At 63.9% G+C, this 13,785-nt stretch carries 17 protein-coding genes; all 17 read right to left on the minus strand.

Translation table 11 applies throughout. The features are described from left to right. Positions 1-75 precede the first annotated feature (75 nt). Complete coding sequence (gene hisH, locus CDV46_RS01265) at positions 76-714, minus strand: imidazole glycerol phosphate synthase subunit HisH (protein WP_058376326.1); 639 nt, start codon at positions 712-714, stop codon at positions 76-78. After that, positions 711-1,337 carry a MarC family protein gene (locus CDV46_RS01270; RefSeq protein WP_058376327.1) on the minus strand — a complete coding sequence of 209 codons (627 nt, stop codon included), beginning with the start codon at positions 1,335-1,337 and terminating at the stop codon, positions 711-713. The genes hisH and CDV46_RS01270 overlap by 4 nt, the downstream gene beginning before the upstream one ends. A gap of 92 nt (positions 1,338-1,429) precedes the next feature. Continuing rightward, complete coding sequence (hisB, locus tag CDV46_RS01275) at positions 1,430-2,017, minus strand: imidazoleglycerol-phosphate dehydratase HisB (RefSeq protein WP_058376328.1); 588 nt, start codon at positions 2,015-2,017, stop codon at positions 1,430-1,432. 27 nt (positions 2,018-2,044) lie between these two features. After that, a complete protein-coding gene (gene hisC / locus CDV46_RS01280) occupies positions 2,045-3,109 on the minus strand; it encodes a histidinol-phosphate transaminase (RefSeq protein WP_087721575.1) in 1,065 nt (354 codons plus the stop codon). Positions 3,110-3,219: 110 nt separating this feature from the next. After that, the gene (locus tag CDV46_RS01285) at positions 3,220-3,834 is read right to left on the minus strand and encodes a hypothetical protein (RefSeq protein ID WP_087721577.1); all 615 of its coding nucleotides are present in this window, start codon (positions 3,832-3,834) and stop codon (positions 3,220-3,222) included. Between the two features lies 1 nt (position 3,835). After that, complete coding sequence (gene hisD, locus CDV46_RS01290; protein ID WP_087721579.1) at positions 3,836-5,158, minus strand: histidinol dehydrogenase; 1,323 nt, start codon at positions 5,156-5,158, stop codon at positions 3,836-3,838. Then, positions 5,155-5,835, minus strand: a complete 681-nt coding sequence (gene hisG / locus CDV46_RS01295; RefSeq protein WP_058376332.1) for an ATP phosphoribosyltransferase — start codon at positions 5,833-5,835, stop codon at positions 5,155-5,157. The genes hisD and hisG overlap by 4 nt, the downstream gene beginning before the upstream one ends. Further along, positions 5,832-7,172, minus strand: coding sequence for a UDP-N-acetylglucosamine 1-carboxyvinyltransferase (gene murA / locus CDV46_RS01300; RefSeq protein ID WP_249277357.1), 1,341 nt, complete (start codon positions 7,170-7,172; stop codon positions 5,832-5,834). Before murA ends, hisG begins: the two co-directional genes overlap by 4 nt. Further along, positions 7,169-7,408: a BolA family protein gene (locus tag CDV46_RS01305; protein ID WP_087686275.1), complete on the minus strand. Its 240-nt coding sequence runs from the start codon at positions 7,406-7,408 to the stop codon at positions 7,169-7,171. Before CDV46_RS01305 ends, murA begins: the two co-directional genes overlap by 4 nt. A 20-nt stretch (positions 7,409-7,428) precedes the next feature. Next, positions 7,429-8,184 (minus strand): ABC transporter permease, encoded by a 756-nt coding sequence (locus CDV46_RS01310; RefSeq protein ID WP_087721581.1) that lies wholly within the window; start codon positions 8,182-8,184, stop codon positions 7,429-7,431. After that, on the minus strand, positions 8,181-9,107 hold the full coding sequence (locus tag CDV46_RS01315; protein WP_087686276.1) for an ABC transporter ATP-binding protein: 927 nt from the start codon (positions 9,105-9,107) through the stop codon (positions 8,181-8,183). Before CDV46_RS01315 ends, CDV46_RS01310 begins: the two co-directional genes overlap by 4 nt. Positions 9,108-9,457: 350 nt before the next feature. Then, positions 9,458-9,715 (minus strand): STAS domain-containing protein, encoded by a 258-nt coding sequence (locus CDV46_RS01320; protein WP_058376336.1) that lies wholly within the window; start codon positions 9,713-9,715, stop codon positions 9,458-9,460. 4 nt (positions 9,716-9,719) lie between these two features. Continuing rightward, on the minus strand, positions 9,720-10,340 hold the full coding sequence (locus CDV46_RS01325; RefSeq protein WP_058376337.1) for an MlaC/ttg2D family ABC transporter substrate-binding protein: 621 nt from the start codon (positions 10,338-10,340) through the stop codon (positions 9,720-9,722). Between the two features lie 191 nt (positions 10,341-10,531). Beyond that, positions 10,532-11,422: an MlaA family lipoprotein gene (locus CDV46_RS01330; RefSeq protein ID WP_087721582.1), complete on the minus strand. Its 891-nt coding sequence runs from the start codon at positions 11,420-11,422 to the stop codon at positions 10,532-10,534. Positions 11,423-11,427: 5 nt separating this feature from the next. Next, on the minus strand, positions 11,428-11,970 hold the full coding sequence (mlaD, locus tag CDV46_RS01335; RefSeq protein ID WP_058376339.1) for an outer membrane lipid asymmetry maintenance protein MlaD: 543 nt from the start codon (positions 11,968-11,970) through the stop codon (positions 11,428-11,430). Between the two features lie 54 nt (positions 11,971-12,024). Continuing rightward, positions 12,025-12,792, minus strand: a complete 768-nt coding sequence (gene mlaE, locus CDV46_RS01340; protein WP_087686278.1) for a lipid asymmetry maintenance ABC transporter permease subunit MlaE — start codon at positions 12,790-12,792, stop codon at positions 12,025-12,027. Then, positions 12,789-13,601 carry an ABC transporter ATP-binding protein gene (locus CDV46_RS01345; protein WP_087686325.1) on the minus strand — a complete coding sequence of 271 codons (813 nt, stop codon included), beginning with the start codon at positions 13,599-13,601 and terminating at the stop codon, positions 12,789-12,791. Before CDV46_RS01345 ends, mlaE begins: the two co-directional genes overlap by 4 nt. Positions 13,602-13,785: the final 184 nt, after the last annotated feature.

Genomic DNA, 13,785 nt, shown 5'->3' on the forward strand with positions numbered 1-13,785 from the left:
AACATGACACAGTATAAGCTGGCTCAGCCGAGAGGCCCGGGCGCCAAAGCGCCGCACGGGTCCCGCTCAGGCGGGTTAAGGTTTCCACTGTGCAAAATTGCGGTAAAGCGCGAGCCCTGCGTGGGCGCTCTTTTCCGGGTGGAACTGGGTGGCAAAGATATTATCTTGGGCCACTGCACAGGTAAAGGGCACCCCATAGACCGTCTCGCCCGCCGTCAGTTCGGCGCTCGCAGGGACGACGTAGTAACTGTGCACGAAATAAAAGTAGCTGTCGTCGGGCACACCGGCCCAGATCGGGTGAGCCCGGGACTGACGCACGCGGTTCCAGCCCATCTGCGGCACCTTGAAGCGCGAACCGTCGTCCTGCAACTGGCCTTCCAGATCGAAGCGCACCACGCGGCCCGGCAGCAGCCCAAGCGCAGGCGTGTTGCCCTCGTCGGAAATGTCGAACAGCATCTGCTCGCCCACGCACACGCCGAACATCGGCTTGGTGGCGGCGGCTTCGACAACGGCTTCGCGCAGGCCCGACTCGTTCAGGCAGCCCATGCAGTCGCGCATGGCGCCCTGACCCGGCAGCACCACGCGGTCGGCGGCGCGAATCTCGGCGGCGTCGCTGCTGATGCTCACGTCGGCTTCCGGCGCGGCAGCGCGCAGCGCCTGATAGACCGAGCGCAGGTTGCCCATTCCGTAGTCGACAATCGCAATCTTATTCATCTCAAACCCGGCAGCAGTATTTTCAAACCATCGATAATGAATTCCACGGCCAGCGCCGAGAGGATCAACCCCATCAGGCGCGTGCCGATGTTGATACCCGTGCGGCCCAGCCAGCCTTCGATTCGCCCGGCACTGCGCAGCGCCACCCAGCACACCGCGCCGACACCCACACCGATCGCCATCAACGCCAGAATCTGCGTCCACCCGGCAGCACGGCCCGAGTAAATGATCACGGTACTGATCGTGCCCGGCCCCGTGAGCAACGGAATGGCCAGCGGCACCACGGCGATGTTCGGCCGCTCTTCCGCCTCATGACGCTCTTCGGCGGTCGCGCGCGTGTTGCCGGTCTGCGCGTTGATCATGTTCACTGCCATAAGCAGCATGATCACCCCGCCGCCGACTTCGAGCGACGCAATCGAGATACCGAAAAAACGGATGATGTGCTCGCCGAACAGGCCCGAGCCCGCCACCACCAGTGCCACCGCAATCGCCGCCACATTGATCGTATGGCGTTTCTCTTCGCGCGTCTGCGTGGACGTCAGGCTGATGAACAGCGGGATCGCCCCCAGCGGGTTGATCAGGGCCAGCAGCGAAATAAAGAACTTGAAGGCGTCGAGCGTCATCGTGGGCACGCGGCGCCGGCATTCCGCCGGGGCAAAGAATCGTCGCAGGGGCCGCCAGCCACATAGGCCGGCGGGCTATCTCGCTGGCTCGCTTACAGGCTGCCCTTCGTGGACGGCACGACACCCGCCGCACGCGGATCGATCTCGACCGCCATGCGCAGCGCGCGTCCGAACGCCTTGAACACCGTTTCACACTGGTGGTGGGCGTTGATGCCGCGCAGGTTGTCGATATGCAGCGTCACGCCGGCATGATTGACGAAGCCACGGAAGAATTCGATGGTCAGGTCGACGTCGAAGCTGCCCACGCGCGCACGCGTGAACGGCACATGAAATTCGAGCCCCGGACGTCCGGAGAAGTCGATCACCACGCGCGAGAGCGCTTCGTCGAGGGGCACATAGCTGTGGCCGTAGCGCACGAGGCCCTTCTTGTCGCCCACGGCCTTGGCCACGGCCATGCCCAGCGTGATGCCGACGTCTTCCACCGTGTGGTGGTCGTCGATGAACGTATCGCCCTTGGCCTCGACTTCCATGTCGATGAGGCCATGACGCGCGATCTGGTCGAGCATGTGGTCCAGAAACGGTACGCCGGTGTCGAGCGTCTTCCGGCCGGTGCCGTCCAGATCGATCTTGACGCGTATTTGCGTTTCGCTGGTATCGCGAACGACTTCCGCAATGCGCATGATGGTGAGTTCTCGTCTTGTAGCTTGTTAGAGTGATGCGGCCAAGGCTTCGACCATCGCCGCATTCTCCGTGGGGGTGCCGACCGTCAAGCGCAGGCAATTGGCCAGCAATACGTGCATTTTACCCACGTTTTTGATCAACACCTTGCGGGCGAGCAGGCCCGCGAAGGTTTTGTCGGCATCCGGCACCCGCACGAGCAGGAAATTCGCATCGCTCGGGTACACGCTCACCCCGGGCAGCGCCGCCACGGCAGCCGCCAGCCGGCTGCGCTCGGCCCGCAATTCGGCCGCCTGCGCATCGAGCACGTCCAGGTGATCGAGCATGAATTCGGCACACGCCTGCGTGAGCACGTTCACGTTGTACGGCGGACGCACCTTGTCGAATTGGTCGAGCCACTGCGCACTGCCGGCCAGATACCCCAGCCGGATCCCGGCCAGCCCCAGCTTCGACACCGTGCGCATGACGACGACGTTCGGGAAATCCGCCAGACGCGGCATCCACGTCTTGCCCGCAAACGGCTGGTAAGCCTCGTCGATGACCACGAGGCCGCCGCTGGCGGCGCGCACCAGCGTCTCGATCTCGTCGTCGGCAAACAGGTTGCCGGTCGGGTTGTTCGGGTACGCCAGATACACCACCGCGCCCGGATGCGCCGCAATGGCGTTCAGCATGGCCGGCATATCGAGCGAGAAGTCAGCCTTCAGCGGCACGCCCACGAACTCGATGCCCGCAAAGCGCGACGACATTTCGTACATCACGAAACCCGGCATCGGTGCGATCACTGCTGCGCCCGGACGGGCCGTGGCGGTCGCGATCATGCTGATGATTTCGTCAGATCCGTTGCCCAGCAACAGCTTCGCCCTGGCCGGCACACCCATCGCATGCGAGAGCTTGGCGAGCAGCGCAGCGGGGCGCGGCGCCGGGTAGCGATTGAGGGCCACCTCGGCCAGACGATGACCCAGCGCGGTGCGCAGGGCTTCGGGCAGCCCGTAGGGGTTCTCCATCGCGTCGAGCTTCAGCAGGCCGCTGGCATCGGGCACGGGATAGGTGCTCATGGCGAGCACTTCGGGGCGAATCACTTGATCGACAGACATGAGGGTCGGACCACCTGAATGGATAACGCGCGAATCGGTTTGAAGGACTGAAGCGTGTGAATCTACGAAGTCTACGAGCCGCCGAGGTCTACGACGCCAGCCGCGGCAAATCAGTTGAAAGCGAACGTCAGCAGTCCGGCATCGGCCCCGTCGATCTTGACGGTGCAGCGGCGCCCGGTCTCCACGCTGCCGAGCGCATCGGTGATGCGCTGCACGCGCACGCCGGTTTGCCACGACAGCGCCTGCGCCACCGCCGGGCTCACGCGCGCGGGCGATTCCTCGGCTTCGCAACGCATGGCCACCAGCCGGTTGCCCACGCGGCCGAACACACCGTGCGCGACTTCGTCGTCGGTGCCGCGCAAGGCCGTCTTGCCGTCCAGACGCAGCACGTAGACGTCGTTATCGAACGCCTGCCGGCGCACGCATACGGTCATGCGCTCGACGGACGCGCCTTCGAACGTCGCGTGCTGGCAGTAATTCCCGGCAGCATGCGCCGCTGAGCCGGCCGCCGCGCCGAGCGCGAACAGCGCGGTAACACGCACAACGAAGCGCATGACAAAGCGCGTGAAAAAACGCACGGCAGCACGCCGCCCGGCCAGCACGGGGCGGGCAGGCGGCATGACTGACGATGCAGGGGATGGGGCGAGCGATGCGCGAGCCCGACGCCGGGACGTAGCCGGCGCCGAAGCGATTTGCACGGCGGGCCACAGGGCGTCGTCGCGCATGTCAGGACTCGTGATGCAGACGGAATTCGGCGCTGCGCGCGTGGGCTTGCAGGCCCTCGCCGTAGGCCAGTTCGGCAGCGATTTCGCCGAGCATGCGGGCACCGCCTTCGCTCACTTCGATCAGGCTCGAACGCTTGATGAAGTCGTACACACCCAGCGGCGACGAGAAGCGTGCCGTGCGCGAGGTCGGCAGCACGTGGTTCGGCCCGGCGCAGTAATCGCCCAGACTTTCGCTCGTGAACTTGCCGAGGAAAATCGCACCGGCGTGGCGAATCTTGTCGCCCCACTGCTGCGCGTTTTCCGTCGAGATCTCAAGGTGTTCCGGCGCGATCACGTTGGCGATCTCGCAGGCTTCGTTCATGTCGCGCACCTTGACCAGTGCGCCACGGCCTTGCAGCGACGCCGCGATCACATCGCGGCGCGGCATCTCGTCGATCTGACGCTCCATCGACTGGTGCACGCGGGCGAGATACGCCGCATCCGGGCACAGCAGAATCGACTGCGCGAGTTCGTCGTGCTCGGCTTGCGAGAACAGGTCCATCGCCACCCAGTCCGGGTCGGTCGTGCCGTCGCAGATCACGAGGATTTCCGACGGGCCGGCGATCATGTCGATGCCGACGGTGCCGAACACGCGACGCTTGGCCGCGGCCACGAACGCGTTGCCCGGGCCGACGATCTTGTCGACCGCCGGCACGGTCTCGGTGCCATAAGCCAGTGCGCCCACAGCTTGCGCGCCGCCGATGGTGAACACGCGGTCCACGCCAGCGATATGCGCAGCGGCCAGCACCAGCGGGTTCTGCACGCCATCTGGCGTGGGCACCACCATGATGATTTCCTTCACGCCAGCCACACGCGCGGGAATCGCATTCATCAGCACCGACGACGGATACGCCGCCTTGCCGCCCGGCACGTAAATGCCCACGCGATCGAGCGGCGTGACCTTCTGACCGAGCACCGTGCCGTCCGACTCGGTGTACTGCCAGCTATGGCTGCCGCATTCGATGCGTTGCTTCTCGTGATAGGCGCGCACGCGCGCAGCAGCCGCTTCCAGCGCTGCACGGCGCTTGGGCTCCAGACTCTCCAGCGCGGCTTCGAGTGCCGTGGCCGGCAGCTCCAGCGCGGTCATGCCGGAAGCGCTCAGGCGGTCGAACTTGTTGGTGTATTCAATGACGGCTGCATCGCCGCGCGTCTTCACGTCGGCGAGGATCTCGGCAGCCGCGCGATCGATGGCGGCGTCTTCGCTCGCCTCGAACGCCAGCACGTCGCGAAGCTGCTTCGCGAAGCCGTCGGCAGAGGAATCGAGTTTGCGAATATCGAGTTTCATGCTGTTTGGCGGGAGGCCTGCTCGAAGGCATCCAGAATAGGCTGCAACGACTCGCGCTTCAACTTGAGCGCAGCCTGGTTGATCACGAGGCGGGACGAGATCTCCATGATCTCCTCCACTTCCACCAGATTATTGGCCCGCAGCGTGCCGCCGGTGCTCACCAGATCGACAATCGCGTCGGCCAGGCCCACCAGCGGGCCCAGTTCCATCGAACCGTACAGCTTGATCAGGTCGACGTGCACACCCTTGGCCGCAAAGTGCTCGCGCGCGGTCTGCACGTACTTGGTGGCCACCCGCAGGCGGGCGCCCTGACGCACGGCGTTCGCGTAATCGAAGCCCTTCGGTACAGCAACAGACATGCGGCAACGGGCAATGTTCAAATCGATCGGCTGATACAGGCCGCCACCGCCGTGCTCGATGAGCACATCCTTGCCGGCCACGCCGAAGTCGGCGGCACCGTATTGCACATACGTCGGCACGTCGGTTGCGCGCACGATGATCACGCGCAGGTTCGGGTCCGTGGTCGGCAGAATCAGCTTGCGCGAGGTCTCGGGATCTTCCGTGACTTCGATACCGGCAGCAGCGAGCAGCGGCAGCGTTTCCGTAAAGATACGCCCTTTCGAAAGCGCCAGCGTCAGCGGTTGGCTGAGCGGCTGGGCAGACTTGGCGGAACTCATGCAATCTCTCCCTGGCGTGCTTGCACACGACGGATTCGCGCGCCCACGGCGCACAACTTGGCCTCGATACGATGATAGCCGCGATCGAGGTGATGAATACGGTCGACGAGCGTGCGGCCATCGGCCGTCAGGCCCGCCACGATCAGGCTCGCGGAGGCGCGCAGGTCGGTTGCCATCACATGCGCACCCGACAGGCGTTCCACGCCGGCAATACGCGCGGTATTGCCTTCGATGCCGATATTCGCGCCCAGACGCAGCAATTCCTGCACGTGCATGAAGCGGTTCTCGAAGATCGTCTCGACGACCTGCGATGCACCTTCTGCAATGCAGTTCAGCGCCATGAACTGCGCCTGCATGTCGGTCGGGAACGCCGGATATTCCGACGTCTGAAAACTCACGGCCTGCGCGCGTCGATCCATCGACACACGCAACCAATCCGCACCCGCAGTCACATTCGCACCGGTCTCGCGCAATTTCGCGATCACGGCATCGAGCGTGCCCGGCACCACGCGACGCAGCGTGATATCGCCGCGCGTGGCCACGGCCGCGCACAGGAACGTGCCGGCTTCGATGCGATCGGGCACGACGTCGTGCGTTGCACCATGCAAGCGCGCCACGCCGGTCACCACCAGACGCTCGGTGCCGATGCCTTCGATCTTCGCGCCCATCTTCACCAGCAGGTTCGCCAGATCGGTCACTTCCGGCTCACGGGCGGCGTTGGCCAGCACGGTCACACCGTCGGCCAGCGTCGCTGCCATGAGCAGGTTTTCGGTGCCGGTCACGGTGATCATGTCGGTCACGAGCGTCTCGCCGCGCAGACGCGCCGCCTTCGCCACGATATCGCCATGCGTGAGCGTGATCTCGGCGCCCATCTTTTGCAGGCCCTTGATGTGCTGATCGACCGGACGCGCACCAATGGCGCACCCGCCCGGCAGCGACACGCGCGCCTCGCCGCAGCGCGCGAGCAACGGCCCGAGCACGAGGATCGACGCCCGCATGGTCTTCACCAGTTCGTACGGTGCAGCCGCCTCGGTGATCTGCGACGCGTCGAGCGTCACCGACTCGCCATCGCGTTCGACCTTCACGCCCATGCGCGCGAGCAGCGTCAGCATGGTGCGCACGTCGTGCAGATCTGGGACGTTGCCAAGCACCAGCGGCTCGGCCGTCAGCAGACTTGCACACAGAATCGGCAGCGCGGCATTCTTCGCGCCCGACACGGTAATTTCTCCCGCCAGCCGCTCGCCACCTTCGATTTCCAGATGGTCTGCGGCCACACGCTCGCCGGCGGCGGACTCGCCGTTGCCGGCTGCGCCGGCGCTTTCTTGCGTAATCCTCATTGCGCCTGATACTCCGCCGGCGTCAGCGTCTTCATCGACAACGCGTGAATTTCTGCCTTCATGCGATCGCCCAGGGCGGCGTACACCAGTTGATGGCGCGCGATGAGGCGCCGGCCTTCGAACTGCGCGCTCACGATGGTCGCGTAGAAGTGCTGGCCATCGCCTTCGACGGCGACGTGCTCACAAGCCAGTCCGGCTTCGATGTACTGTTTGATTTGTTCTGGGGTGGGCAGCATTTTGCCGATCCTAAGAAAGTTCAGTGACGCAGTTTGTAGCCGTGGCGCAGCAGATTCAGCGCCACGGTTGCGAGTATCAGGAACGTCGCGCCGACGACCGCCAGGCTCGTGGCCGGCGAGACATCGGAGACGCCGAAGAAGCCGTAGCGGAACCCGTCGATCATGTAGAAGAACGGGTTGAAGTGCGACACGGCTTGCCACAGCGGCGGCAACGAATGAATCGAATAGAACACGCCCGCGAGGAACGTCGCCGGCATGATCAGGAAGTTCTGGAACGCCGCGAGCTGGTCGAATTTCTCGGCCCAGATGCCCGCAATCAGTCCGAGCGTGCCGAGAATCGCCGCGCCCAGGAACGCGAAACCGAGAATCCACAACGGCGCGGCAAACGTCAGATGCGTGAACGTCACGGTCACGAGGAACACGCCGAAGCCGACGCACAACCCGCGCACCACAGCGGCCAGCACGTACGCACCGAACATCTCCCAATGCGAGAGCGGCGGCAGCAGCACGAACACCAGATTGCCGGTGATCTTCGACTGAATGAGCGACGAGGAACTGTTCGCGAACGCGTTCTGCAACACGCTCATCATCACCAGACCCGGCACCAGAAACGACGTGTAAGTGATCTGGTCGTAGACCTTCACACGGTCTTCGAGCACGTGGCCGAAGATCATCAGATACAGCAGCGCGGTAAGCACCGGCGCCGCCACCGTCTGGAAGCTCACCTTCCAGAAGCGCAGCACTTCCTTATAGAACAGCGTACGAAAACCGATCATGCTGCCACCTCCTGCGCGCGCGCACCGGACATGATCTGCACGAAAACGTCTTCGAGATCTGCCTTCTGAATTTCAATGTCTTCGACGATGCCGCCGGCCGCACGGCAGGTGGCGAGAATCGACTCGACTTCGTCACAGCCCGCCAGACGCAGTGCGAACTGACGTCCGCCGGTGTCTTGTCCGTCCACGAGGAGCGGACGCAGCGAATCGGGCAACGTGCCCTGACGGAAGCGCAGCACGAGCCGCGTGCCCGCAAAACGCTGCAACAGCGATGCTGTGCGTTCCAGTGCGACGACTTCGCCGCGCTTGAGCATGGCAATGCGGTCGCACAGCGCTTCGGCTTCTTCGAGATAGTGCGTGGTGAGAACGATGGTGTGACCTTCGCGGTTCAGGCGCGAGATGAACTTCCAGAGCGTCTGACGCAGTTCGACGTCGACCCCGGCGGTCGGCTCGTCGAGCACGATCACCGGCGGACGATGCACGAGCGCCTGCGCCACCAGCACGCGGCGCTTCATGCCGCCCGAGAGCTGGCGCATGTTCGCATCAGCCTTGTCGGTCAGATCGAGGTTGGCCATCACTTCGTCGATCCAGTCGTCGTTGCGCGTGAGGCCGAAGTAGCCCGACTGAATGCGCAGCGTCTCACGCACCGAGAAGAACGGATCGAAGACGAGCTCCTGCGGCACCACGCCGAGCTTGCGGCGGGCGTTGCGGTAGTCGCGCACGACATCGTGACCGAGCACGCTGATGCTGCCGGCGTCGGCACGGGCCAGACCTGCGAGGATGCTGATGAGCGTCGTCTTGCCGGCGCCGTTGGGGCCGAGCAGACCGAAGAATTCACCTTCTTCGATCGAGAAGCTGACGCCCTTGAGCGCCTGCAACGCCTCATAGCGTTTTTTGACGTTACGGATTTCGATGGCGGCCATGGGCTGCACGCGCCCGGCTTGGCGGACGCGCCATTTTTTGTAACTCCGGACACGGCGCGCCGAGCGCGCAAACCGGGGAGGATGGCGGCAATGACGGCGTCGGTGCCCCGAATGGGGGGTTACCGCTCAATAGACGGCGGAAAACCCCTGATTATAAAGGAAGCGGGAGCCCGCCGTGGTTTTGGCCGACGGGTCAGCCCGCCAGGCCCCGCCCTGCTGGATTCGACAGGCATCGGCGCTCCGTGCCGGAACAAACACCGGAACAAAAAAAGCGCCGTCGTGGGACGGCGCTTTTTCTGGATTCCATGGGCTTGGTGGGCTGGCCACCCCGCCGACAGGGCACCGGCCAATCAGCTCGAGAGCAGATGGTCGACGCCGTACACCAGCGCGAGGCTGGCCAATCCTGTCGGCAAGTTAGTGAACGCCAACGTCAACCCACGTCGGCCGGCATGGCGGCGCAAGGCCAGCAGCACGGCCAGTGCCGATGAGTCGAAGCGCGTGAGCCCCGCGCAATCGACGTGGGTTTCCCCCGCGTCGATGCGATCGATGGCCTGCGCGAGCACCTCACCGGCGGTGTCGTGCGTGAGATCGGTTTGCAAAGCGAGCATGCGCTTACTTGCCGCCCGAGAGCTGCTGGTTGCGCGTCTTCAGGAACTGGATCAGACCATCGATTCCGCTCTTGTTGATCTGCTCGGCAAACTGGCTGCGGTACGTCTGGATCAGCCACGAGCCGAACACGCTCATGTCATACAGTTTCCATTCGCCACTCGCCGTCTTGTACAGGCGGTAGTCGAGCTCGAACGGCTGGCCATTGTTGAGCACGCTGGTGTTGACCGCGACATCGGTATCGCCCGGTTGCGCGCGGAACGGCTTGTACTCGACCTGTTGATCACGAATCGATGCGATAGCACCGGCGTACGTGTACAGCAGCAACTTTCGGAACTCGGTCGTGAGCTGGTCGCGTTGCGCCGGCGTGGCCGTCGCCCATGCACGGCCCGTGGCCAGTTGCGTGGTCTTCGCGAAATCCGCGTGCGGCATGATCTTGGTTTCGATCAGCTTGGTAATGCTGTTCAGGTCACCGCGTTGAATGTTCGGATCGGTCTTGGCAGCGGCCATGACCTCGGACACCGTCTGCTTGACCAGCGCGTCAGGCGCCTGGGCCTGTGCCATCGCCGAGCCCGCAGCGGTAAGCGTCATGAATGCCATGACGGGAATGAGCCAGAACTTCTTCATTGTGGACTTCCTCTTTCGAGTGACGAGTGTTGCGGGTTTTGATACCCGCGTTACGTGTTGAGTTCGCAGATTCCCGCCGGCGCGTTGTAACAAACTGTTGCCTGACGGGCCTGACGGGCACATCCCGCATGGCGGGACGCAGCGAGGTGTTGGTACGACAGGACGCGCGCGAACGCGCGTCCCTCATGAGATCAACGACGGAACGGCAGACCACCCGGCACCATCGTGCCCGGCAGCGGCGAGCCTTGCGGCGAACCCGGTTCCGGCTCGGCCGATGCACCCGATGCCGGCGCCGGCATTGGCTGCGCGCCCGCGCCAGCCGCCGCGCCTGCGGCACCCGCACCAGCAGCGCCGGCAGCGCCGTCTTCCTCTTCGTAGTTCGGCAGCGGGGCACTCCCCGATGCGCCGCCGCTGATCAGGTACTTGCGGCGTGCCAGATAGGCGTCACGCGTGAACGAATACGGATCGAGCGCTGCTGCTTCGAGCAGGTTCGAAGCGTCGAGCAGGTTGGCCCGCGTGTTCACCAGACGCACACCATACAGCGAGTAGCTCACCCAATCCGGCTTGATATAGGACGTCGGATCGAGGTACAGATTGGCCGCCATCCCGGCCGTGTCGCGCACCGTGCTCGGGCCGAGCAGCGGCAACACCAGGTACGGGCCGTCAGGCACGCCCCACTTGCCGAGCGTCACACCGAAGTCCTGGCTATGCTTGGGCAAGCCGGCCGGGGTTGCAAAGTCGAACAGACCACCCACGCCCCAGAGCGTATTGATCGTCAGGCGCATCAGATCCTGAACGGCCGCCGTGATCTGCAATTGCAGCAGGTTGTTGGCGAAGTTGTACACGTCGCCGACGTTCGAGAAGAAGTTCGTGACCATGTCGCGCCCAGGTTGCGGCACCACAAAGCGGTAGCCCTTCGCTACCGGGGTCATGACAGCCTTGTCGAGCTTGTCGTTGAACGTGTACATCGAACGGTTGAACCCTTCGATGGGGTCGGTCGGCGTGGGGTTCGTCACAGTGGCGCAGCCGGCCAGCGTCAAGGCGCCGACGGCCAGCACTGCCGAAGTACGGAAGCGGGTCATTTCTTTTATTTTCCTTGGTTAGCCGTTGCCCCTTGTCCCGGCGCGGCAGCCGGTGCAGGCGCTGCCGACGCGCCGCCCGGTTGGGCCCCGCCAGCATCCGCCGCCTTGTTATACAGGAACTGGCCGATCAGGTTTTCCAACACAATTGCGGACTGCGTGAGCGTGATCGTATCACCGGCTTTCAACATTTGATCGTCACCCCCGGGTTCGAGCCCGATGTACTGCTCGCCGAGCAGGCCGGAGGTCAGGATCTTCGCCGACGAATCTTTCGGGAACTGGTACTGCGAATCGATGTTGAGCGTGACGCTGGCCAGATAGCGTTTGTCGTCGAACTGAATCGACGACACGCGTCCGACCACCACACCCGCGCTCTTGACGGCGGCGCGCGGCTTGAGCCCGCCGATATTGTCGAAGCGCACGGTGACCGGGTACGTACTCGAGAACGACAGCGAACTCATGTTACCCGCCTTGAGTGCGAGAAACAGCAGTGCCGCGAAGCCGAGAACCACGAACAAGCCGACCCAGAAGTCGAGAGGGTGTTTTTTCATTGTGTCAGTGTGCGCAATCTGTCTGTAGTTGTCTTAGGCGGGATCGCCTGACGGTTAGCTGAACATCAAGGCCGTGAGCAGGAAGTCGAGCGCCAGCACGGCCAGCGACGCCTGCACCACCGTGCGTGTCGTCGCGCGCGAGACACCCTCGGGCGTCGGCTGAGCTTCAAACCCCTGATACAGCGCAATAAAAGTCACGGCAATGCCGAACACGACGCTCTTGATCACGCCGTTGGCGACATCCGCCCAGACGTCGACGCCGCCCTGCATCTGCGACCAGAACGCGCCGCTGTCGACACCGATCATCTGCACGCCGACCAGATAACCGCCGAAGATACCGACCGCCGAGAAGATCGCGGCAAGAATCGGCATCGCAATCACGCCCGCCCAGAAACGCGGCGCAACGACGCGCGCGATCGGGTCGATCGCCATCATCTCCATCGCCGTCAACTGCTCGCCGGCTTTCATCAGGCCGATCTCCGCCGTGAGCGACGTCCCCGCGCGCCCGGCAAACAGCAGTGCCGTGACGACCGGACCGAGCTCACGCACGAGCGACAGCGCGACGAGCAGGCCGAGGGCCTGTTCCGAACCGTACTTGTTAAGCGTGTAATAGCCTTGCAGGCCCAGCACGAAGCCGACAAACAGGCCCGAGACCGCAATGATCACGAACGAGTAGTTGCCGACGAAGTGAATTTGATCGGTCACCAGACGCGGGCGGCGCAGCAGCGCACCGGTCGACCTCAACATGCGCAGGAACAAGCGCGCGCCATAGCCCAGGCGCTCGACATGCCCGCGGACAAAACCGCCGATCGCCGTGATCATGCGCGGCCTCCCATGCCGAAATCTTCCGCAAGCGGCAACGCGGGGTACTGAAACTTCACCGGGCCGTCCGGTTGCGCGTCGATGAACTGGCGCACGGTCGGGTCCTGCGAGGCCCGCAGGTCCTCCGGCGTCCCCTCGGCACCGATTCGGCCTTCGGTAATGAAATAAATGTAATCGGCGATAGCGAAAGTCTCGGAAACATCGTGCGACACAATGATCGACGTGGCGCCCAACGCATCGTTGAGCTTGCGAATCAGGTTCGCCGTGATGCCCATGGAGATCGGGTCGAGACCGGTGAACGGCTCGTCGTACATGACCAGATCCGGATCGAGCGCAATCGTGCGCGCCAGCGCGACGCGTCGCGCCATGCCGCCCGAAATCTCGGCCGGCTTCATGTCGCGCGCCCCGCGCAAGCCCACGGCGTTGAGCTTCATGAGCACCAGATCGCGAATCATCTCTTCATCGAGACGCGTATGCTCACGCAGCGGAAACGCCACATTGTCGAACACCGTCATGTCAGTAAAGAGCGCGCCAAACTGGAACAGCATGCCCATGCGGCGGCGCAACTTGTACCAACCGTCCCGGTCCAGCGACGACACATCGGTGCCATCGAAATCGACGACGCCACGGCTGGCATGGACCAGACCGCCGATCAGGCGCAGGACCGTGGTCTTCCCACAGCCGGAGCCGCCCATGACCGCAATGACCTTGCCGCGCGGAAACCGCATGTTCAGCCCGGAAAGGACGAGGCGTTCGCCATAACCGAAGCTAACGTCGCGCAATTCGAGCAGATTTTCCGTATTCGGGATAGGCACGTTTCGGGTCTTATAGTGCGGCGCAAAACGCCAATTATAGGGGGGAATGCCGATCGATGCCGTCCACGGGGAGGCTGTGACAGGCAGTACTGGCAGTTGCCCGCGGGATTTTACAGGCGGGCGGCCGGCACCGCAGAACCCCGTTCCGATGCGCGTAACGGGGAAAAACGTAACCCCG

The sequence above is a fragment of the Pandoraea sp. PE-S2T-3 genome (assembly GCF_002179965.1).
In the GTDB taxonomy this organism is placed as follows: domain Bacteria; phylum Pseudomonadota; class Gammaproteobacteria; order Burkholderiales; family Burkholderiaceae; genus Pandoraea.

Bases quoted from the DNA above. Each gene is read 5' to 3' on its own strand.
- murA (WP_249277357.1), bottom strand. From the start codon at position 7,172: ATGAGGATTACGCAAGAAAGCGCCGGCGCAGCCGGCAACGGCGAGTCC.
- CDV46_RS01315 (WP_087686276.1), bottom strand. From the start codon at position 9,107: ATGGCCGCCATCGAAATCCGTAACGTCAAAAAACGCTATGAGGCGTTG.
- hisC (WP_087721575.1), bottom strand. From the start codon at position 3,109: ATGTCTGTCGATCAAGTGATTCGCCCCGAAGTGCTCGCCATGAGCACC.
- CDV46_RS01285 (WP_087721577.1), bottom strand. From the start codon at position 3,834: ATGCGCGACGACGCCCTGTGGCCCGCCGTGCAAATCGCTTCGGCGCCG.
- mlaE (WP_087686278.1), bottom strand. From the start codon at position 12,792: ATGATCACGGCGATCGGCGGTTTTGTCCGCGGGCATGTCGAGCGCCTG.
- CDV46_RS01270 (WP_058376327.1), bottom strand. From the start codon at position 1,337: ATGACGCTCGACGCCTTCAAGTTCTTTATTTCGCTGCTGGCCCTGATC.
- CDV46_RS01305 (WP_087686275.1), bottom strand. From the start codon at position 7,408: ATGCTGCCCACCCCAGAACAAATCAAACAGTACATCGAAGCCGGACTG.
- hisB (WP_058376328.1), bottom strand. From the start codon at position 2,017: ATGCGCATTGCGGAAGTCGTTCGCGATACCAGCGAAACGCAAATACGC.
- CDV46_RS01310 (WP_087721581.1), bottom strand. From the start codon at position 8,184: ATGATCGGTTTTCGTACGCTGTTCTATAAGGAAGTGCTGCGCTTCTGG.
- mlaD (WP_058376339.1), bottom strand. From the start codon at position 11,970: ATGAAAAAACACCCTCTCGACTTCTGGGTCGGCTTGTTCGTGGTTCTC.
- CDV46_RS01320 (WP_058376336.1), bottom strand. From the start codon at position 9,715: ATGCTCGCTTTGCAAACCGATCTCACGCACGACACCGCCGGTGAGGTG.
- CDV46_RS01330 (WP_087721582.1), bottom strand. From the start codon at position 11,422: ATGACCCGCTTCCGTACTTCGGCAGTGCTGGCCGTCGGCGCCTTGACG.
- hisH (WP_058376326.1), bottom strand. From the start codon at position 714: ATGAATAAGATTGCGATTGTCGACTACGGAATGGGCAACCTGCGCTCG.
- CDV46_RS01325 (WP_058376337.1), bottom strand. From the start codon at position 10,340: ATGAAGAAGTTCTGGCTCATTCCCGTCATGGCATTCATGACGCTTACC.
- hisG (WP_058376332.1), bottom strand. From the start codon at position 5,835: ATGAGTTCCGCCAAGTCTGCCCAGCCGCTCAGCCAACCGCTGACGCTG.
- hisD (WP_087721579.1), bottom strand. From the start codon at position 5,158: ATGAAACTCGATATTCGCAAACTCGATTCCTCTGCCGACGGCTTCGCG.